Raw genomic sequence first — 18,404 nt, 5'->3', positions numbered from 1 at the left:
TGCGTACTGTTGGACGTAAGCGGAGCGCCATCGTCGGCGCTGAACTGAATCGTTTCCGACGACCGCGCACCCACGAAGCGACGATCGCCTGACAACGCCGTGCAGTGCAGCGCGCGCGGAAGAGACCACCACCTTCTTCACCACACGGGAGACTTCCTTGCCCATTGCCCTGTTGGCCCTGGCCATCGCCGCATTCGGGATCGGAACGACCGAGTTCGTGATGATGGGGCTGCTGCCTGAAGTGGCCACCGACCTGCAGGTGTCGATCCCCGACGCCGGCGGTTACATCTCGCTGTACGCACTCGGCGTCGTCATCGGCGCGCCCGCGCTCACCATGATCGGACTGCGCTCGCGCCGCAAGACGATGCTGCTGAACATGCTGGTGCTGTTCACGGCCGGGAACCTGTTCTCCGCGTTCGCGATGAACCACGAGACGCTGCTGGCCGCCCGGTTCATCTCCGGACTGCCGCACGGCGCGTTCTTCGGCATCGGCGCGGTCGTCGCCGCCGGGCTGGTCGCAGCCGACCGGCGCGGGCAGGCGATCTCGATGATGTTCATCGGCCTCACCGTCGCCAACATCGTGGGCGTGCCGATCGGCACCCAGCTCGGACACGCCCTCGGGTGGCGCTGGGCTTTCGGCCTGGTCGCCGTGATCGGCGTGATCGCCCTGGCCGCCGTGGCGATCCTGGTGCCCAAGCAGCCCAAGCCCACCGAGGTCAGCCTGCGCGGTGAGCTGCGGGCGTTCCGGCGCCCGCAGGTGTGGCTCGCCTTCGCCGTCGTCGTGTTCGGCTTCGCCGCGATCTTCTCCTTCTACAGCTACATCAAGCCCGTGCTCACCGACGTCACCGGTTTCAGCGCCACCGCCGTCACCCCGCTGCTGGCGGTGTTCGGCGTCGGCATGACCGTCGGCACCGCGGTGGGCGGACGGCTCGCCGACCGCTCACCGCTCAAGACGCTGTGCGCGGGCATCTCCGCGCTGGCGGTGTCGCTGGTGGTGTTCGCGCTGACCGCGCAGAACCCGATCATGGCTCCGATCATGGTCTTCCTGATCGGCGCGACCGGGTTCACCGCGATCCCGAGCATCCAGGCCCGCATCCTCGACGAGGCGAAGGAAGCCCCCGCGCTGGGCTCGGCGAGCATCCAGTCCACCTTCAACATCGCCAACTCGCTGGGCGCCTACCTGGGCGGCGTGGTGATCGCCGCCGGGTTCGGGCTGGTCTCGCCGAGCTGGATCGGCGCGCTGCTGGCGCTCGTCGGACTCGGCTTCGCAGTGCTGTCGGGCCGGCTGGACAGCCGCCCGAAGCGGGGCGGGGTCGTGGCCTCGCACCAGGCCTCGCCCGCGACCGAATCCGAGCTCACCGCCTGATCTGCGGTTGCTCAGCTCACAAGAGTGCTCTGGAATGCAAGGGGCCCTGAATCGGTTCCAGCCGACCGGGGCCCCTTGGCCAGACCAATCCCGAATTCGGTGGAGGAAACACGCACATGACTCAGGTTCCGAACGTCACGCTGAACACCGGTGCATCCATGCCTCAGCTGGGTTACGGCGTCTTCCTGGTTCCGGCCGACGAGGTCATCGCCCCGGTCCGCGCAGCGATCGACGCCGGGTACCGCAGCATCGACACCGCGAAGGTGTACGGCAACGAGGAAGGCGTGGGCAAGGCCATCGCCGACTCGGGCGTCAAGCGTGAGGACCTCTTCGTCACCACCAAGCTGTGGAACGACGACCAGGGCTACGACAGCACGCTCAAGGCGTTCGACGACAGCCTGTCCCGCCTGGGCCTCGACTACGTGGACCTCTACCTGATCCACTGGCCGGTTCCGAGCCAGGACTCCTACGTCGACACCTGGAAGGCGTTCGAGAAGATCTACACCAGCGGCCGCGCCAAGGCGATCGGCGTGTCGAACTTCCAGATCCCGCACCTGCAGCGCCTCTTCGACGAGACCAGCATCGTGCCCGCGCTCAACCAGATCGAGCTGCACCCGAACCTGCCGCAGGCCGAGCTGCGCGCCTTCCACGCCGAGCACGGCATCGCCACCGAAGCGTGGAGCCCGCTGGGCCGCAACAACGGCCTGCTGGACAGCGCCACGGTCGCCAACCTGGCGGAGAAGTACGGCAAGACCCCGGCTCAGATCGTGCTGCGCTGGCACATCGAGCTGGGCAACGTGACCATCCCGAAGTCGGTCACGCCTTCGCGCATCAAGGAGAACATCGAGGTCTTCGACTTCGAGCTCGCCCAGGACGACGTCAAGGCCATCACCGCCCTCGAAACGGGTGTCCGCGTCGGCCCGAACCCTGACGAGATGTGAGCCTTCGCCCTCGCTGAGAAGACCCCCGACCGCCGCTGGTGGTCGGGGGTCTTTCTCCTTCGCGGTCAGGCGACGCGGAGGCGGGGCCTCGGGGCCAGGGCGCGCAGGATGTTGCTGCCCGAGCGCAGCGAGACGACCTGGCTGTGGGTGGCCAGCCAGCCCGGGAAGCGGGCGATGCGCTGGATGGGGGTCCGGCGCTGCGCCGAGGTTAGCGCCGCCGTGCGGGAGACCTTGAGGACCCGCGGGCGGCGTTCGAACTCGTAGGCGCGCAGCCGCTCGGCCGGGGTGCCCTCGGCGTCGGCCATGTACTGGGTGAGCAGCCAGGCGTCTTCGAGCGTCTGGTTGGCCGCTTGGGCCACCGCGGGCGGCATCGCGTGCACGGCGTCGCCGAGCAGGGTGCTGCGAGGCCCGCCCCAGATGTGCGGGACCTTGTGCCGGATGTGCGGGAAGAAGCCCAGGTCGTCGTCGGTGACGGAGGCCAGCAGCGCCTCGACCGGACCCGGCCAGCCGCGGAACATCTCGCGCAGCTCGGCGACCGTGTGGACCCGGTCGCCCTCCTTCCAGGGCATGTCGAACCACCAGTGCAGCAGCCCGTCCCCGGTGGGGATGAGCCCGCAGTGCGCGTTGCGCCCGGCGATGTTGAGCGTCTGCCTGCCCGTGGCTACCGGCAGTTCGCTGCGGGTCAGTCCCTGCCAGCTGGCCCAGCCGGTGGGCTTGGCGGGATCACCGCCGAGGACCTGCTGGCGCACCACCGAGCGCTGCCCGTCGGCGCCGATGAGCACGTCGCCGACCGCGCTGGAGCCGTCGGCGAACTCGACCCGCACGTGATCGGAGTGCTCGCTGACCGTCACGCACCGGCGGCCGAACTGCAGCGCGCCCGGGGGCAGCGCGGCGGCCATCTCCGCGATCAGCTCCCGGCGCGGGATCTGCACGGTCGGCGACCCGAGCCGCTCGGTGACCTCGTCCAGGTCGGCTTCCCAGAGCAACCGTCCGGATTCGGTGAGTGACCGGAGGCTGTCGAGCTGATGCCCCCGGTCGGTGATGTCCACGCCCAGCTCGCGCAGCGCCGCGGTGCCGTTGCTCCACACCGTGATGCCCGCCCCAGACGTTCTCAAGGCGTCGTGGTGCTCATAAACCTGCACGTCATGGCCTTTGCCGAGCAACCCGTTGGCGATTGCGAGTCCCCCGACTCCGGCTCCGATCACGAGAACTCGCATCGTCTCCATCCGTCATCCCCGACGTAGCTGCCCCGACAATTTTATCCACTCGACCGTATGTACCGAATTGTCCTTGGTCACACGCCGTGAACGGCTACGCCGCAGCATAACGGGGACAGGTTTTCGGAAAATGAAAACTCGCCTAGGCACCGGGGTACCCGAGAACTATGTTGCCTGCCATGAGCCCACGTGTTGCACCACCGTTCCGGGCCGACCACGTCGGCAGCCTGCTCCGCCCCGAGCGCCTGTTGGAAGCCCGAGACTCGCACGCGGCCGGCCGCATCGACGACGCCGAGCTGCGCGGGATCGAAGACGAGGCGATCACCCAGGTCGTGAAGATGCAGGAGGACATCGGCCTGCAGAGCGCCACCGACGGCGAGTTCCGCCGCAGCTCATGGCACATGGACTTCCTGTACCAGCTGGACGGCGTCGAGCGCGTCGACGACAACAGCCTCAAGGTCCAGTTCCACAACGCCCAGGGTGACATCGAGTTCATCACCCCCGATCTGAAGGTCACCGACAAGATCAAGCTCTCGGGCACGATCTTCGCCGACGCCTTCAGGTTCCTGGCCTCGAAGACCACCAAGAACACACCGAAGCTGACCATCCCGTCGCCGGGCATGCTCACCTACCGGGGCGGCCCCGCTGCCGTCGACTCCAGCGTCTACCCGGACATGGCCGAGTTCCGCGCCGACCTCGCCGCCGCCTACCGGGCGGAGGTGCGCGCCCTGGCCGACCTGGGCTGCCACTACCTGCAGCTCGACGACACGAGCCTGGCCTACCTCAACGACCCGAAGCAGCGCGAGATGCTCAACGCCCGGGGCGAGGACGGCGAGAACGCGCACGTCAAGGACATCGAGCTGATCAACGAGTCGCTGCGCGGCCGCCCGGACACGCTGACGGTGACCACGCACATGTGCCGGGGCAACTTCCGCTCCTCGTGGGTCGCCGAGGGCGGCTACGACTTCGTCGCCGAGGCGCTGTTCGGCCGGTTGGAGGTCGACGGCTTCTTCATGGAGTTCGACGACGAGCGCTCGGGCACCTTCGCCCCGCTGCGGTACGTGCCCAAGGGCAAGCACGTGGTGCTGGGCCTGGTGACGACCAAGCGCGGTGAGCTGGAGTCCAAGGACGACCTCAAGCGCCGCATCGACGAGGCCGCCAAGTACGTCGACCTCGACCAGCTGTGCCTGTCGCCGCAGTGCGGATTCGCCTCGACCAAGGACGGCAACGCCCTGACCTACGACGAAGAGGTCGCCAAGCTCTGCCTGGTCGTGGAAACGGCCCAGGAGGTCTGGGGCTGATCGTTCGCGGGCGGTTGCTCGGTCCTCGTCCTTCCCACCGGAGCAATCGCACCGCGCAGGTTCTGGGCGGCTTCGTGGCGAGGACGGCCGTCGCGTCGTGCGTTGGACCGCATGCGCGACGGCACCCGCGGTCCGCGGAGCCGCTCAGGTTCTGCTTACCCGGCACCGCCGCGGACGGCGTCAGATCGAGATCAGGCCGCTTCTTCGAGGAAGCGTCCTGCCACCAGGCCCGGTTCTTCGGCGCCGTCGAATCTCACCCAGAGGACCGGGCCTTCGAAGACCTGCGGGAGACCCGTGGCGGCCTCCACCACCGTGCCCTCCTGATCACGGAACCGGCCGAACGTGGCACGCACCCGCACGCCTGGTTCAAACGGGCTCGATGATTGCTCCATGAGGGTGGACGGTACGTGGCGGCACCGACAAGGCGGAAATCGCCCGTCCCTTCCATGAAAATCCCCACACGCCGATCTTTGAACCCCCAGGTGGGAAGATGGCCGGGGGAGGGTTGATGCGGACGATCAAGCGGTCGGGCGAGCACGAGATCGAGGTGCGCAGATCCCGGTTCATCTGCTCGTTGGCGCGGGTGACCGAGGCGTCCGAGGCGCGGGAGTTCATCCAGCTCCAGCGCAAGACGCACCACGACGCCCGCCACCACTGCTCGGCGTTCGTCCTCGGCGACTCCGGCGAGATCCAGAAGTCCAGCGATGACGGCGAACCCGCGGGCACGGCCGGGGTGCCGATGCTGGAAGTGCTGCGCCGCAACGAGATCACCAACGCCGTGGCCGTGGTGACCCGCTACTTCGGCGGGGTGCTGCTGGGCGCGGGCGGTCTGGTCCGCGCCTACGGGGGCGCGGTGTCGGCGGCACTGGAGGACGTCGGGACCCTTCGGCGGCGACCGGTGCGGGTGCTGCTGGTGGAGGCCGATTACGTGCTGGCGGGCAGGCTCGACAACGACCTGCGGTCGGCCGGCTACCTGGTCGCCGACACCTCCTACGACGCCGCGGTCCGCTTCCACGTCCACGTGCCGGTGGAGGACGTCGACGGGTTCCACGCCTGGCTGGCCGAGAGCACCGGCGGAGCCGCTCAGGCCGCCGAAGGCCCGCTCGTCCACGCCGAGATGTAGGTCAGGACGCAGTCGACGTGGTGACCGCAGCGCTGCCGGCGGGTGCGGCAGGAGGACGTCTGTCGCCGGGCTTGCCCGCCACCGCGGCGATCGTGCCGATGAGCGTTCCGAACAGCAGGCCGAGGACCACGTCATGCGGGTAGTGCACACCGATGTAGACCCGCAGGAACGCCTCCAGCAACGCCACGACCGCGACCACCGCGGCGGCGCGCCGCCACAGCGCGGCCACGGTCACCGCGAACGCCGCCGCCGTGGCCGAGTGCCCGCTGGGCAGCGAGAAGATCCCGACCTCGCTGCAGTGCTCGACCGTGGGAACGGGCATCGCGCGGCACGGCCTCGGCTGCTCGATGAGCGCCTTGACCAGGCCGTTGAGCACCCACGCGGAGCCGCCGGAGAGCAAGATCGCCAGCATCGCTCGAATCCGCCGGTCGACCCTCCACCACACGAACACGGCGACGGGGATGAACGCGAGCAGCAAGGCATCGGTCAGCACCACCGCGACGGCCTGCACCCAGGCCGGAGAAGCCACACCCCACCCCGCGATGACACGGAACAACTCGGAGCTGAAATCCACCACACCCACCCTAACCGGATTCCCGGGCATCGCCCGGCACACCGGCCGGGGGGCGAATTCCCGCAGGATTTCAACGGGATCACCAGTTCAGCGGAAATCCGTTACCCCGCACCGGAGCCGTGTGTATGAGTGGAGGGAAACCGATCTTCTGGGAGGGTTCTGCGATGCGTTCGTTGATCGTCGGAAGTGCTGTCGTCGTCGCTGTTCTGGGGCTGGGGCTTCCGGCGAGCGCGGGAGGAGCGCTGGACCCGCTGGTGGGTTCGGCCGCGGAGCGCGTGGCGCTGTCCGACCAGGTCGCGGCGGCCAAGTGGGGAACGGATTCGCCGATCGAGGACCCCGAGCGCGAGCAGCAGGTGCTCGACGGTGTCGCGGTGAAGGCGGCCGAGATGGGGCTCGACCCCGAGGAGGCCACACGAGTGTTCCGCGACCAGATCGAGGCCAGCAAGCTCGTGCAGCGAGGGCTGCACGCGCACTGGAGCGCCCACCCGGACGAGCAGCCCACCGAGCGGCCCGATCTCGGCGAGATCCGCCCCGAGCTGGATCGACTGGGGGAGGCGATCCTGCTGCAGCTCCGCGACACCGATGAGCTGCGCGACGGCCCGTCCTGCGACGGCCGGCTGCTCAGCACCTACGCCCGCACCGCGCACGACCTCACCGTCCTGCACCAGGCCGGGCTGGGCCGGGCGATCCCCTCGATCTGCTCCTGACCTCCGCTCAGGCGAGGGCCTGGTAGGTGGTGGTCTCGAAGTCCTGGAAGTGCGGTGCGCCTCCGGTCAGCGCGCGCTGCGTGAGCAGAATTCCGATCAGGTCCTCGGCCGGTTCGGCGAACGCGGTGGTGCCGAAGCCCCCGCTCCAGCCGAACTGGCCGACCCCCGCCAGACCGACCCGCCGGGTCACCACGCTCTGCCCGAACGCCCAGCCGACGTTGCCGGGCAAAGTGGCTGCGGGATCGGGTTTCTGCGCCTCGACGAGACGATCCGTGGTGAGCAGCTCGACCGACGCGCGGGACAGCACGCGGGTTCCCCCGTGCTTCCCGCCGTTGAGCAGCATCCGGTAGAACGCGAGGAAATCGTCCGCCGTGGACAGCAGTCCTCCCGCTCCCGAGCCGAAGGCGGGCTCCTCGGAAGCGGGTGCGGGGAACGGGACGAGCACGCCCTCGTCGGGCATGTAGACGGTGGGAACCCGGGATTCGGCCGAGGTGCGGAAGCCGGTGTCGCGCATCCCCAGCGGTTCGAAGATCCGCTCGCGCAGCAGGTCCGCGAGCTCCCGCCCGGTCGCGCGGGCGATCAGCACGCCGAGCACGTCCGAGCCGGTGTGGTAGAGCCACTGGCCACCGGGCTGGTACGCCAGCGGGAGTTCGCCGAGCCGCCGCATCCACTCGTCGGGAGCCACGCCCGGGTCGACCGGGGACGGTGACAGACCCGCTTCGTGCATCGCCTTCGCGATCGGCACGTCGCCCGGCACGGCGCCGAGCCCGAAGGTGAAGGTCAGCAGGTCACGCGCGGTGATCGGCCGAGTCGCCGGGACCGTGTCCGACAGCGGGGCGTCCGGGCTGGTCAGCACGCGCCGGTCGGCGAGTTCGGGCAGCCACTCCTCGACCGGGTCGTCGAGCCGCAGCGCGCACTCCTCCACCAGGCTCATCACGGCCGCAGCGGTGATGGGCTTGGTCATCGAGGCGATGCGGAAGATCGTGTCGCGCCGCACGGGCTCGCCGCCGATCGACAGGTTCCCGTACGACGCGATGTGCGTTTCACCGCCGCGGCTGACCGCGGTCACCGCTCCGGGGAGCGTGCCGTCGGCGACGTAGCCCTCCATGACCTGGCGCATCCGCGCCAGCCTGGTCTGATCGAATCCCACCGTCGTCCTCCTTCGAAGCCTTCGTATGTCGACTCGACGGCACCCCGGAACTCATCGGCGCCGGAAGAGACCGACCTGGAGGAAGTCCACGCCGAAGACCGGTGACTCCGGCGGCTGGACGCGCATCGGCCGGACCTCCACGGGGGTGAGATCGGCGAAGACGTCCCGCAGCTCCTCGTGGGTGTAGGCGAGACCTCCGGCCAGGACGCCCTGGCGGTAGAGCTCCAGGTCGGGGAGCTCGGTCCCGGAGTTGTCGACTCCGGCGGCGAAGCAGCTGACCGCCAGGTGCCCACCGGGGGCGAGGAGCCGGTCGAGCAGGTCGAGGTAGCTGATCCGGCGGTGCGGCGGCAGGTGGTGGAAGCAGCCGGAGTCGTAGATGAGGTCGTAGGGGCCCGTGAGGTCCGCGGTGAAGGCGTCGCCCTGGTGGAAGCGGACCTCCGGGGATCGCTCCCGGGCCCACGCGATCGCGGTGGCCGACAGGTCCACCGCGTCGACGTCGAACCCGGAGGCGGCCAGGTGCGCGGCGTTGCGGCCGGGACCGCACCCCAGATCCAGCGCGCGGCCGGTCTCCAGCATCCCTCTGTCCAGGTAGGACACGAGACTTTCATCCGGTTTGGCGGCGAAGAACGGGACGTCCCGGTCGCGGTCGTCGTAGAAGCGGTCCCAGAACGGTTCTGGCGCCGGGAAGATCTCGTCGAGCATCCGCAGCAGACCGTCAACGTCGCGCACCGAACGAGCAGCATCTCCCATCCGGTCATGGTACCGAAAAACGAAGCGGCACAGAGGAAATCAGCGACTCCAAAGATGCTGCGACGCCAGTCGCGCGCCCTCCGCCAGAGCCGAGAGCTTCGCCCACTGGATCTCCTCGTGGACCCGCTTCACGAAGGCGCCCTGCGCGAAACCGCAGTCCGTTCCGGCGAGCACGTTGTCCCGCCCGACGACACCCGCCAGCCGAACCAGCCGCTGCGCCACCAGCTCCGGGTGCTCGACGACGTTGGTGTGGTGCGTGACCACGCCCGGGATGAGCTTCTTGCCGTCCGGCAGCTTCACGTCCTCCCACACCCGCCACTCGTGCTCGTGCCGCGGGTTGGCCTGCTCCATCGCGTAAGAACCCGCGTTGACCTGCAAGATCAGGTCGATGACGTCGCGCAGCGGTGGGTCGTACGCGTGCGGACCGTGCCAGCTGCCGAAGCACACGTGGTACCGGACGCGCTCCTCCGGCAATCCCTCCAACGCGTGGTTGAGGGCCCGCACGCGCAGCTCCGCCCAGCGCCGGTAGTCGTCGTAGGAACCGCCCCCGGCCAGGATCGTGTCGCCCTCGTGCATCAGCACCGCGTCGTCGACCTGCAGCAGCAGGCCGCTGTCGACGATCGCCCGGTACTCCTGCTTGAGCACGTCGGCCAGCGCGAAGACGAACTCCTCTTCGGAGTCGTAGTGCTCGTTGGTCAGCCAGTAGGCGCTCGCCGGCGCGACCACCGGAAGGAACGCCTCGACCCCTTCGTGCTGCGCCACAGCGGCTTTCACGTTGGCGATGTCGCGGTCGATCGCGGTCCGGTCGTAGCGCAGCGGACCGGTGCAGTACCAGGCCGACGGCGCCTGCTCCTGCGCGCTGCTCTTGCGGACGGCCGCCTCGTCGAGCGCGTCGAGCTCGGCGTAGGCACCGGGGAACGCCTGCCGGTCGCGGCTCGGCGGGAGCATGCTCGACCCTTCGAGGTCGATCGGCCGCGATTCCAGGCCGCTGACCCGTTCGTAGAGGTAGGTGATCCAGCTGGCCTTGCCCATCTCGCCGTCGTCGACGACGTCGACACCCGCCTCCACCTGCTTGCGGACGACATCGTCGACGCACTCGGACAGGTGCAGCTGGTAGGCGTCCTCGTCCACGGCCGCGCCTCGGGCCTTCGCGGACAGGAAGGACAGGAGTTCGGTCGGACGGATCAGACTTCCGGTGTGCGTCGCGAGGATCCTGCTCACGGCTCTCCTTCTGCCGGCAACCCTGACGAACACGGCCCCCAGGACCGCACTCCGAACCCTTCTCCGCCCCCGGCTTCCGGTCAACACCCCCACCACGCCCCGGAAACCCACCGGGAGCGTTCGAGTGCGCACCGGAAGGTTCCGATCCGACCGACCATGATCAACATCTGGCTGGCCCGGTCAGCTCAGACCGAAACCGCCGCCCCCGGCGGGCCCGAGCGGAAGCCCCACGAAAACGACGTCCTCAGCACGACCGTCGAGATCGGCCACGGCCGGAAGACGTCCCCACTCCTGGAAGCCGTGGGACCGGAAGAGGCGGAGGCTCCGCTCGTTCGAGACGAAGATCGTCGTCGCGATCGTCCGCAAGCCCAGTTCGGTCGCCCGCGCGATGGCCTGGCTCAGCAGGTACGCGCCCTGGCCGGCGCCCCGATGTTCGGGATGCAGGTACAGCGCCAGATCGGCGGTGACGTCGTAGCCTCGGCGCCCGTTGAGGAACGGCTCCAATGACACGTACCCGGTCACGACCTCCGGCTTCCCGGACTCGTGGCCGACCCAGATCGGATGGCGCTGCGGATCGGACCCCGCGAACCACGCCTCCCGGGAGGCGACCGTGACCGGTTCCAGATCGCAGGTGGCCGAGCGCTCCGGGATCACCGAGTTGTAGATGTTCACGATCGCAGGCAGATCCTCGCGCGTGGCGAGGCGGTGCTGGTAGGTCAAGACGTCGCTCTCCCTTCGAGTTCGGCGGAAGTGCACGCATCCGCAGACCCCGGTTGCGCGACCAACCGGACGCCATGGTGTGACTTCGGTCCGAATTGCCGCTACCACGAGCCACGAAGATCATCCGGACCTTGTAACCTTGCGCTCGAGGGCCGTTAGCTCAACTGGCAGAGCAGCGGACTTTTAATCCGCGGGTTCAGGGTTCGATCCCCTGGCGGCCCACCAAAAACCCCAGGTCACACGGCCTGGGGTTCTTTTTCAAGATCACGCCCGACCCGAACGACTCGCAGGTCCCGGCCCTCGCCAGCCCGCCGGAAGGGCAGTGGCCGACGTTGAGACGACCGGCCCGCTCAACATCTGAGGCCCGACCCAAAACCGGCGCACGCGACCCCAGAGCTGTCCCTTGCCGAAGCTGTCCCGGGGTCCACAACTGGCGATCATTCGCACGAGTGTTCTACCTTGGGTTGTCGGGCTGGAGGATGGGGAAGATCCAGAAGGCTCGGCACGGGTCGGTCGCTGCACCTCGCTGGCCGGCCCGACCAAACCTCACGTCGGATCGGGCGCCAGGTGGCGAACGAACTCCCCGCAGCCCACCTGCCGCCTGGCCGGGCGTGCCGCCTTTTTCGGCGCTCAGTGCCAGGGGGTGTAATCCGATTGAGTGGACTGCAGGTCGAATAGCTGCGCCTACCGATGGCGCATGGTGCGTCCACCTATCGTTCTGCACCGCGAGTGACGTTCACGTTGACCGCCTACGACACCCCCATACGTGGGCGGTCAACGACTCGCAAGGGCGCTGGGCTGGCCGCACCTCTCTCCGGCTGGCCCAGCGCTCCACTCGCACCGCGCACGGACCCAGCAAACGCGGTCGGCCAACGTCGTCAGACCACGTTGGTGACCACGGAAGTCGCCGACCAGTTGCCGAGAACCAGCTGCGGACGACGGCGAACAACGCCAGGCGAGGCGAACTTCGAGATCTTCACAACACGCCCGCCCGCTGGGGGAGTTCCAATTTCTCGCGAAATTGGAATCCGTCCGATCAGGTTCCCAAAGGCGTTGCCAGGAAACGACAAGCGCTGTCCACCATGGATCGTGGTGCAGGTTTTCGATTCCCATGGCGGCCCAGCAACAACCCCAGGCCTGGGGTTGTTGCTGTCCTGATCAGGTCAGGAGATCCACTGCTGTTCTCTGATCGGGGAGCGCATGCCGCGGATGCAGGCCACCATCTCCAGCGTGCGCCGGGTGGGCAGGACCTGGTGGGAGCGGAACATGATGGCTCCGGCGTGGGCGGCCACGGCGGTGGCCGCCAGGGTGCCGGTGAGGAGCTCGTCCTTGTCGGCGACGTCCAGGTCCAGGCTTTCGCGGACGAAGGTCTTGTTCGACAGCGCCATCAGCACCGGCCATCCCGCGGAGACGATCTCCTCCACGCGTGCCACCAGTTCCAGGTGGTCCACCGTGTTCTTCCCGTAGCCGGTGCCGTCGATGAGAATGCCCTCGCGGGGCACGCCCTTGGACTCGGCGAGTTCGGCCAAGCGCGTGGTCTCGTGGACCACCGCGGAGACGACGTCGTCGTAGTCGGAGCGGACCGGCTCGGCGCGGGGGTCGCGGTTGGCGTGGGTGCACAGGTACCCCGCGCCGTAGTTCGCCGCGACGTCGAGGATCTGCGGGTCAGCGGCGCCCCAGGCGTCGTTGATGATGTCCGCGCCCGCTCGGCAGACCGCGTCGGCCACCTCGTGCCGCCAGGTGTCCACGCTGATCAGCACGTCCGGGTAGTTCTGGTGGGTCCACTCCACCGTCGGGAGCACGCGCCGGATCTCTTCCTCGGTGTCGACCTCGGCGCCGGGGCTCGCGGTCACCCCGCCGATGTCGATCACGTCGGCGCCCTCTGAGACAGCGCGTTCCACAGCCGCCTTGGCCGCGTCTTCCTCGAAGGTGGCGCCTCGGTCGTAGAACGAATCCGGCGTGCGGTTGACGATCGCCATCACCAACGCCCGGTCCCGAACAACCCGGCGACCGCGGAAGACCAAGTCGACCGCGCTGGATCCAAGATCTCGCAATGCCCGTTCCTTCCTGAGAGGGCCTCGGAGGCCCGATGCGGGCAAGTCTGCCAGAACAGCCGAGCCGCGAGGAGCGCTCAGCTGTTCGAGACCAGGTAGCGGACCAGCAGGGTGTCGTCCTGCGCGAGCACCGAGGCGAGGCTGAGCCGGGCGGGGTCGATGCCGGCGCCCGTGGCGATCCGGTCCGCCGTCCCGGACACCAGCAGCGGCGAGATCGTCAGGCGCAGCTCGTCGACGGCACCCGCTTCGAGCAGCGAGCCGAAGAGCCGCGGGCCGCCATCGCAGTGGATCCGCCGGAGGCCCCGCTGTTCCAGTGCCGCGATCGCCGCGCCGAAGTCGACCTCGGACTCACCGGCCAGCACGACCTCCGCACCGGCCGCGTCCCACTGCTCCCGCAGCTCGCGAGGTGCTGAACCGCTGGTGATCACGATCGTCGGGACCTGGGCGTCGGTGATCACCGGCGGCTCCGGCGGGAGGGTTCGACCGGACGTGACGACCGCGATGCGGGGGATCGGCGCCAGACCGTGGCGCTCGCGGAGCTCGGCCTGGTCCTCGTCGGGGTCGATGCCGCGGAACTCCTCGATGACCGCGGTGTTCGACCCGACCAGGATGACGTCGGCCAGCTTGCTCCCCAGCGGGTACACCTCGCGGTCGGCCGCGTTCGTCAGCCCGCCGGAGCGTCCGGCGACCTCGACGGCACCGTCCGCGCTCGACACGAAGTTCACCGCCAGCCACTTGGACTCGCCCTCGGGATACCCGTAGAGGCGTTCGAGCTCAGCGCGTTCGACGTTCCCCGCCTCGTCGGGCGGCCACAACAGGTGCATCAGTCCAGATACCTCACGACGTTCGAGGGCTCGCGCCCGCCTGCGATGCTCGCGACCATTTCCAGGGTGTGCCGGGTCTGCCGGACCTGGTGCGCGCGGAACATGGCAGCCCCGGCCTGCGCGGCGAGCGCGGTCGCGGCGAGCGTGCCGGTCACGCGGTCGCCGAGCTCCACGTCGAGCGTTTCGCCCACGACGTTCTTGTTGCTCATCGCCATCAGCACCGGCCAGCCGGTGTCGATCAGTTCCGGCAACCGGCGGAGGATCTCCAGCGACTGGTAGGTGTTCTTGCCGAAGTCGATCGCGGGGTCGATCAGCAGGCCTTCGCGGGGAACGCCGAGCGAAACCGCCTTCTCCGCCAGCGTCGTCGTCTGGTCGATGACGTCCGCGACGACGTCGTCGTAGTGCGGGCGCGACGGGTCGGTGCGCGGTTCCAGCCCGCCGGTGTGGGAGCAGACGTAACCGGCGCCGTACTGGGCGGCGACGTCGAGCATCTCCGGGTCGTAGCCCTGCCACGTGTCGTTGAGCAGGTCGGCGCCGGCCTGGCACACGCGGTCGGCGACCTCGTGCCGGTAGGTGTCGATGCTGATGATCAGGTCGGGGAACTCCGCGCGAGTCCACTCCAGGGTCGGGAGCACGCGGCGGATCTCCTCCTCGACCGTCACCTCCGGACCCGGGCTCGCCGGGATGCCGCCGATGTCCAGGACGTCGGCGCCTTCCGCGACGGCGTCGGCGATGGCCGCCCGAGCCCGGCCTTCCTCGAAGGTGGCGCCGTGGTCGTAGAACGAATCCGGCGTGCGGTTGACGATCGCCATGATCAAGGCCCGATCGCTGACCACAGCCCGGCCCCGGAAGGCCAACTCAGGCATCCAGCCCCCTAACTGGGAAAACTCGGCGCATATCGCTTCTCGCCGAGCCTACCGAACCAGGGCTGTTCCACGGTCCGCTCACCCTTCGCCTCCGCGGCCGTTGGCATCGGGCGGTCTCGGTCCGAACCGCCCATGATCGATGTCGGTTCTGCCCGGTCGGTTCGGACCAAAACCGCCCACCGGCCCTACCGGCAGCTCGCGGGCGAACCGCTCACCATCGCCGCCCAGGTTCTCGCCGACCGCATCGGCGGAGAACTCCTGACGGTGCCCGGCTTCTACCCGCACGTCCAAGAACCGGAAACCGTCAACCACGCCCTCCAGAACCTCTGGTCCCGCGCCTGAGATGTCAATCGTGCGAGGTCAGGTGGGCAACGGCCATGTCCGCGGTCCTGTCGGCCCAGATCGGCCAGGTCAGGTCGTCCGGCCAGGCGTGGCTGCTGGCGGCTCGGTGAACGCAGGCGCCGATGATGGTGCGAGCGGTGAACCGCACGGCAGCCCGCGGTTCGGACCGCGCGATGTCGTTCAAGTGCGGCTCGACGGCGTCGACGAGTGCCCGTTGGACCGTGTCCAACGCCCGCAAGCCGCGCTCGGCGCCGTCCGCCGACTGCCCGCTGAGCAGTTCGGGGAAGGCCCGGGTGTGCCCCGAGAAGGCGCCCGCCATCGCGCGAGTGAAGGCTTCGATCAAGCCGCGCAGGCCAGGACGGGCTGACCGGAGGGCCTCGGCCACAGCCGATTCCAGCTGTTCGAGGAGCTGGTCCTTCACTGCTTCGAGCAGTTGTTCCTTGCCGCTGAAGCGACGGTAGATCGCGCCCACCGACACGCCCGCGTGCTCGGCGACCGCCGCGACGGTGAAGTCGTCGATGCCGCCTGTGCTGAGGACGTCCTCGGCCGAGGTCAGCAGCTTCTGCAGGGACTCTCGGCTGCGTGCCTGCTGCGGCGGCCGGAAATGCGGGGCGGTCATCTCCACGACGCTACCGCCTGCCTTCGAACTCTCCATATGCGAATGGTAATTTTCGTTCGCTTATACGAGAGCGAGGCCGGACCGTGGTGAACATCGAGGTGCGCGACGCCTACGTCGATTTCCCGATCTTCGACGCCAGAACGCGCTCACTAAAGAAGAAGGTCTTCGGCAAGGTCGGAGGCAAGATCGGCACCGGGGCCAAGGTGCCGGTGATCGAGGCGCTGCGGGGCATCTCGTTGTCGCTGCGCGACGGCGACCGCGTGGCGCTCGTCGGACACAACGGAGCGGGCAAGTCGACGCTGCTACGGCTGTTGTCGGGCATCTACGAACCCACTCGCGGCACCGCCCGCATCCGGGGCAAGGTCGCCCCGGTCTTCGACCTCGGCGTTGGGATGGACCCCGAGGTCTCGGGCTACGAGAACATCGTCATCCGCGGCCTGTTCCTCGGCATGACCCGCGCGCAGATGCGGGAACGCGCCGACGACATCGCGGAGTTCACCGAGCTCGGCGACTACTTGCACATGCCGCTGCGCACCTACTCCGCCGGCATGCGGGTGCGCTTGGCGCTCGGGGTGGTCACCACGATCGACCCGGAGATCCTCATTCTCGACGAGGGCTTGGGCGCGGTCGACGCGGCATTCATCGCGAAAGCCCGCCATCGCATGGTGGATCTGGTCGAACGCTCGGGAATGCTGGTGTTCGCCTCGCATTCCGACGAACTCCTGCTGGAGTTGTGCACCACGGCTATCTGGATGGACGAGGGCACGATCCGCGAGATCGGTTCGGTGCAGGAGGTTCTTGCTGCTTACAAAGGGCATCAGGCGGTGTTGGCTGGCGGCGTGGGTAGTGTGGAGCCGTGATGGAGATCTGGGTCAACCCGCAGTGCTCGAAGTGCCGTTCCGCTGTTGGTGAGCTCGACGCCGCCGGGGCCGGGTACACCGTGCGGCGGTACCTCGAAGACCCTCCGTCCGTCGCCGAGCTCGAAGCCGTGCTGGGGCGACTCGGCTTGGAACCGTGGGACATCGCGCGAACCGGCGAGGCCGTGGCGAAGGAGCTCGGGCTCCGCGAGCTGCCGAAGGACGCCGAGCACCGGGACGACTGGCTGCGGCTGATGAGCGAGAACCCGAAGCTGATCCAGCGGCCGATCATCACCGCGTCCGAGGGCACCACCGTCGTCGGCCGCGACCCGGAATCGGTGAGCCGCGTCCTCGACGCCGAGAAGAACGCCTAGCCGCCAAGGGTTTTCGGCGGATCAGTCGCGGCGGCTGAGACGCTCGCCGACGCGGATGATGCGCTCACCGACGTTGTCGGCGAGACCGCTGGTGGCGTGGGCGACCCGGTCCGCCGCGGTCCTGCTCACCGCCGCCGCCTTGGTCGCGGCGTCGTCGGTGAACTCCGCCGTCGCGGCACCGGCCTGATCCGCCCAGCTGGCGGCACGTCCGGAGAACCGCGCGACGTGCTCGGCGGTGTCCTCGCGAACCTGCTCGTAGAACTTCGCGGTCTGCGCGACCGTGCTGTCGACCAGCTTCGAGAGCGCTTCGGGAACCGGCACCGCAACCTCCTCCGGAGACGTCGAGCGAACCTGTTACTTCGAGTAACACATTAGGCATCTCACACCCCGTCCGCAACGCTCGCCACGACGCGCCGCGATGATCGTCCGAACGGAGCAGCGGTGCGCGCGTTCGCCGGAGCCCGCTGGGACGTCGGGTCTAGTCCAATGTGGAATCGTGCGCGCCGGGCGTGACGAGGGTCGCTCCGGACCGAGGCTTGATCGTGCCGAGCTGGGGCGATTTCTTCGCCCAACCGGAAGTTTCGATTCCACGTGGCCCGGGTGATGCCGGACCGCAACCTTGGGCACATAGGATCAAAGCCCCAGGGAAGGGATTGCCCGCACGGCCGCTGAGCAGGCGTGACCTGAATGTGCCAAAACCGTTCATGCGGGCAGAAACGGCGCCGATACGTCGGCAACCACTAAGGACAGATACCTATGCTTCAGCAGCGGACGCGACTGTTCGGTTCCATCGCGGGCCTGTGCACCGCCGGCGCACTGCTCGCCGGCTGCGGCGGTGGCGATTCGGCCGAGCACGCGCAGCACCAGCCCGCGCCGCAGGCTCCCGCCCAGGGACAGTCCGCTGCGGGCAAGCAGACCTCCGGGACGTTCGAGAACTTCTCACCGGCCGCCAAGGCCATCACCTACAAGCCGGACCAGGTGCCGGTGGGCGGGCAGATCAACGTGTCCTCCTCCAACGCCGACGGCAAGAGCAAGGTGACCGTCGAGGTCAAGGGCCTGCAGCCGAACCGCGCCTACGGTGCGCACGTGCACGTCAAGCCGTGCGGCCCGACCGGCGAGGACGCCGGCTCGCACTACCAGGAGAAGGCGGACCCGGTGAAGCCGTCGGTCGACCCGGCCTTCGCCAACCCGCAGAACGAGGTCTGGCTGGACTTCCACACCGACGCCCAGGGCAACGGCACCGCCGCCGCCGAGGGCTCCTGGGCGCTGGCCACCCGCGATGACGCCCAGTCGGTCGTCATCCACGAGACCCATACCCACTCCGAGCCCGGCAAGGCCGGCTCCGCGGGCTCTCGCCTGGCCTGCATCGCCGCGGACTTCTGAGCCGCCTGAACCAGC

Annotated in this window: 21 protein-coding genes and 1 tRNA gene; 10 read left to right on the top strand and 12 right to left on the bottom strand. The window is 68.7% G+C overall.

All coding sequences use genetic code 11. The features are described 5' to 3' along the window. Positions 1-157 precede the first annotated feature (157 nt). Both AB0J78_RS01680 and AB0J78_RS01675 read left to right on the top strand, forming a co-directional pair. A complete protein-coding gene (locus tag AB0J78_RS01680) occupies positions 158-1,366 on the top strand; it encodes an MFS transporter (protein WP_363785858.1) in 1,209 nt (402 codons plus the stop codon). Between the two features lie 116 nt (positions 1,367-1,482). Continuing rightward, on the top strand, positions 1,483-2,307 hold the full coding sequence (locus AB0J78_RS01675; RefSeq protein WP_363785855.1) for an aldo/keto reductase: 825 nt from the start codon (positions 1,483-1,485) through the stop codon (positions 2,305-2,307). Between the two features lie 65 nt (positions 2,308-2,372). Here the strand turns inward: AB0J78_RS01675 and AB0J78_RS01670 are convergent, their stop codons facing one another. Next, positions 2,373-3,533: an FAD-dependent monooxygenase gene (locus AB0J78_RS01670; RefSeq protein WP_363785852.1), complete on the bottom strand. Its 1,161-nt coding sequence runs from the start codon at positions 3,531-3,533 to the stop codon at positions 2,373-2,375. Positions 3,534-3,703: 170 nt separating this feature from the next. Between AB0J78_RS01670 and AB0J78_RS01665 the strand changes: the two genes are divergently transcribed. After that, positions 3,704-4,825, top strand: a complete 1,122-nt coding sequence (locus tag AB0J78_RS01665) for a 5-methyltetrahydropteroyltriglutamate--homocysteine S-methyltransferase (RefSeq protein ID WP_363785850.1) — start codon at positions 3,704-3,706, stop codon at positions 4,823-4,825. A 191-nt stretch (positions 4,826-5,016) separates the two neighbouring features. Here AB0J78_RS01665 and AB0J78_RS01660 read toward each other — a convergent pair whose 3' ends face one another. After that, complete coding sequence (locus AB0J78_RS01660) at positions 5,017-5,178, bottom strand: hypothetical protein (RefSeq protein WP_363785847.1); 162 nt, start codon at positions 5,176-5,178, stop codon at positions 5,017-5,019. Between the two features lie 155 nt (positions 5,179-5,333). Here AB0J78_RS01660 and AB0J78_RS01655 point away from each other — a divergent pair, with 155 nt between their 5' ends. Beyond that, on the top strand, positions 5,334-5,948 hold the full coding sequence (locus tag AB0J78_RS01655) for a YigZ family protein (RefSeq protein ID WP_363785845.1): 615 nt from the start codon (positions 5,334-5,336) through the stop codon (positions 5,946-5,948). Position 5,949: 1 nt separating this feature from the next. Here AB0J78_RS01655 and AB0J78_RS01650 read toward each other — a convergent pair whose 3' ends face one another. Beyond that, positions 5,950-6,477: a phosphatase PAP2 family protein gene (locus tag AB0J78_RS01650; protein WP_363785843.1), complete on the bottom strand. Its 528-nt coding sequence runs from the start codon at positions 6,475-6,477 to the stop codon at positions 5,950-5,952. A gap of 209 nt (positions 6,478-6,686) precedes the next feature. On the opposite strand from AB0J78_RS01650, the gene AB0J78_RS01645 reads away from it, so the two are divergent. Continuing rightward, entirely contained in the window at positions 6,687-7,229 is a 543-nt protein-coding gene (locus AB0J78_RS01645; RefSeq protein ID WP_363785840.1) for a chorismate mutase, read from the top strand. A 7-nt stretch (positions 7,230-7,236) separates the two neighbouring features. On the opposite strand, the gene AB0J78_RS01640 is transcribed toward AB0J78_RS01645, so the two are convergent. The 4 genes from AB0J78_RS01640 to AB0J78_RS01625 all read right to left on the bottom strand — a co-directional run bounded on the left by AB0J78_RS01640 (position 7,237) and on the right by AB0J78_RS01625 (position 11,070). After that, a complete protein-coding gene (locus AB0J78_RS01640; protein ID WP_363785837.1) occupies positions 7,237-8,379 on the bottom strand; it encodes a serine hydrolase domain-containing protein in 1,143 nt (380 codons plus the stop codon). A gap of 51 nt (positions 8,380-8,430) precedes the next feature. Continuing rightward, positions 8,431-9,129 carry a class I SAM-dependent methyltransferase gene (locus tag AB0J78_RS01635; protein ID WP_363785834.1) on the bottom strand — a complete coding sequence of 233 codons (699 nt, stop codon included), beginning with the start codon at positions 9,127-9,129 and terminating at the stop codon, positions 8,431-8,433. 39 nt (positions 9,130-9,168) lie between these two features. After that, complete coding sequence (locus AB0J78_RS01630; protein ID WP_363785832.1) at positions 9,169-10,350, bottom strand: cobalamin-independent methionine synthase II family protein; 1,182 nt, start codon at positions 10,348-10,350, stop codon at positions 9,169-9,171. A gap of 180 nt (positions 10,351-10,530) precedes the next feature. Then, entirely contained in the window at positions 10,531-11,070 is a 540-nt protein-coding gene (locus tag AB0J78_RS01625) for an N-acetyltransferase family protein (protein ID WP_363785829.1), read from the bottom strand. 149 nt (positions 11,071-11,219) lie between these two features. Between AB0J78_RS01625 and AB0J78_RS01620 the strand changes: the two genes are divergently transcribed. Continuing rightward, positions 11,220-11,295, top strand: a tRNA-Lys gene (locus AB0J78_RS01620). 938 nt (positions 11,296-12,233) lie between these two features. On the opposite strand, the gene folP (AB0J78_RS01615) is transcribed toward AB0J78_RS01620, so the two are convergent. The 3 genes from folP (AB0J78_RS01615) to folP (AB0J78_RS01605) all read right to left on the bottom strand — a co-directional run bounded on the left by folP (AB0J78_RS01615) (position 12,234) and on the right by folP (AB0J78_RS01605) (position 14,814). After that, positions 12,234-13,049, bottom strand: coding sequence for a dihydropteroate synthase (gene folP, locus AB0J78_RS01615; protein ID WP_363786377.1), 816 nt, complete (start codon positions 13,047-13,049; stop codon positions 12,234-12,236). Positions 13,050-13,201: 152 nt separating this feature from the next. Next, entirely contained in the window at positions 13,202-13,948 is a 747-nt protein-coding gene (locus AB0J78_RS01610) for a pyrimidine reductase family protein (protein WP_363785828.1), read from the bottom strand. Next, positions 13,948-14,814, bottom strand: coding sequence for a dihydropteroate synthase (folP, locus tag AB0J78_RS01605; protein ID WP_363785825.1), 867 nt, complete (start codon positions 14,812-14,814; stop codon positions 13,948-13,950). The genes AB0J78_RS01610 and folP (AB0J78_RS01605) overlap by 1 nt, the downstream gene beginning before the upstream one ends. Before the next feature lie 132 nt (positions 14,815-14,946). On the opposite strand from folP (AB0J78_RS01605), the gene AB0J78_RS01600 reads away from it, so the two are divergent. Next, positions 14,947-15,156: a hypothetical protein gene (locus AB0J78_RS01600; RefSeq protein ID WP_363785822.1), complete on the top strand. Its 210-nt coding sequence runs from the start codon at positions 14,947-14,949 to the stop codon at positions 15,154-15,156. A gap of 4 nt (positions 15,157-15,160) precedes the next feature. Here AB0J78_RS01600 and AB0J78_RS01595 read toward each other — a convergent pair whose 3' ends face one another. Then, complete coding sequence (locus AB0J78_RS01595; RefSeq protein WP_363785820.1) at positions 15,161-15,811, bottom strand: TetR/AcrR family transcriptional regulator; 651 nt, start codon at positions 15,809-15,811, stop codon at positions 15,161-15,163. A gap of 47 nt (positions 15,812-15,858) precedes the next feature. Between AB0J78_RS01595 and AB0J78_RS01590 the strand changes: the two genes are divergently transcribed. Both AB0J78_RS01590 and AB0J78_RS01585 read left to right on the top strand, forming a co-directional pair. After that, positions 15,859-16,635 (top strand): ABC transporter ATP-binding protein, encoded by a 777-nt coding sequence (locus AB0J78_RS01590; RefSeq protein ID WP_363785817.1) that lies wholly within the window; start codon positions 15,859-15,861, stop codon positions 16,633-16,635. Then, complete coding sequence (locus AB0J78_RS01585) at positions 16,635-17,006, top strand: ArsC/Spx/MgsR family protein (RefSeq protein WP_132672095.1); 372 nt, start codon at positions 16,635-16,637, stop codon at positions 17,004-17,006. Before AB0J78_RS01590 ends, AB0J78_RS01585 begins: the two co-directional genes overlap by 1 nt. 21 nt (positions 17,007-17,027) lie before the next feature. Here AB0J78_RS01585 and AB0J78_RS01580 read toward each other — a convergent pair whose 3' ends face one another. Continuing rightward, positions 17,028-17,327: a hypothetical protein gene (locus AB0J78_RS01580; RefSeq protein ID WP_363785813.1), complete on the bottom strand. Its 300-nt coding sequence runs from the start codon at positions 17,325-17,327 to the stop codon at positions 17,028-17,030. A 435-nt stretch (positions 17,328-17,762) separates the two neighbouring features. On the opposite strand from AB0J78_RS01580, the gene AB0J78_RS01575 reads away from it, so the two are divergent. Then, positions 17,763-18,389, top strand: coding sequence for a superoxide dismutase family protein (locus AB0J78_RS01575; protein ID WP_363785810.1), 627 nt, complete (start codon positions 17,763-17,765; stop codon positions 18,387-18,389). The last annotated feature ends 15 nt before the right edge of the window (positions 18,390-18,404 follow it).

It is taken from the genome of Saccharopolyspora sp. NPDC049426, assembly GCF_040676935.1.
Taxonomy (GTDB): Bacteria; Actinomycetota; Actinomycetes; order Mycobacteriales; family Pseudonocardiaceae; genus Saccharopolyspora.
The sequence above is the reverse complement of the archived record's forward strand: the minus strand, read 5'-3'. Positions and strand labels throughout refer to the sequence as shown.

What these genes read in the sequence shown, in the direction of transcription:
- AB0J78_RS01675 (WP_363785855.1), top strand. Translation starts at nt 1,483, where the DNA reads ATGACTCAGGTTCCGAACGTCACGCTGAACACCGGTGCATCCATGCCT.
- AB0J78_RS01670 (WP_363785852.1), bottom strand. Translation starts at nt 3,533, where the DNA reads ATGGAGACGATGCGAGTTCTCGTGATCGGAGCCGGAGTCGGGGGACTC.
- AB0J78_RS01665 (WP_363785850.1), top strand. Translation starts at nt 3,704, where the DNA reads ATGAGCCCACGTGTTGCACCACCGTTCCGGGCCGACCACGTCGGCAGC.
- AB0J78_RS01655 (WP_363785845.1), top strand. Translation starts at nt 5,334, where the DNA reads ATGCGGACGATCAAGCGGTCGGGCGAGCACGAGATCGAGGTGCGCAGA.
- AB0J78_RS01645 (WP_363785840.1), top strand. Translation starts at nt 6,687, where the DNA reads ATGCGTTCGTTGATCGTCGGAAGTGCTGTCGTCGTCGCTGTTCTGGGG.
- AB0J78_RS01635 (WP_363785834.1), bottom strand. Translation starts at nt 9,129, where the DNA reads ATGGGAGATGCTGCTCGTTCGGTGCGCGACGTTGACGGTCTGCTGCGG.
- folP (WP_363786377.1), bottom strand. Translation starts at nt 13,049, where the DNA reads ATGGCGATCGTCAACCGCACGCCGGATTCGTTCTACGACCGAGGCGCC.
- AB0J78_RS01610 (WP_363785828.1), bottom strand. Translation starts at nt 13,948, where the DNA reads ATGCACCTGTTGTGGCCGCCCGACGAGGCGGGGAACGTCGAACGCGCT.
- folP (WP_363785825.1), bottom strand. Translation starts at nt 14,814, where the DNA reads ATGCCTGAGTTGGCCTTCCGGGGCCGGGCTGTGGTCAGCGATCGGGCC.
- AB0J78_RS01600 (WP_363785822.1), top strand. Translation starts at nt 14,947, where the DNA reads ATGATCGATGTCGGTTCTGCCCGGTCGGTTCGGACCAAAACCGCCCAC.
- AB0J78_RS01595 (WP_363785820.1), bottom strand. Translation starts at nt 15,811, where the DNA reads ATGGAGAGTTCGAAGGCAGGCGGTAGCGTCGTGGAGATGACCGCCCCG.
- AB0J78_RS01585 (WP_132672095.1), top strand. Translation starts at nt 16,635, where the DNA reads ATGGAGATCTGGGTCAACCCGCAGTGCTCGAAGTGCCGTTCCGCTGTT.
- AB0J78_RS01575 (WP_363785810.1), top strand. Translation starts at nt 17,763, where the DNA reads ATGCTTCAGCAGCGGACGCGACTGTTCGGTTCCATCGCGGGCCTGTGC.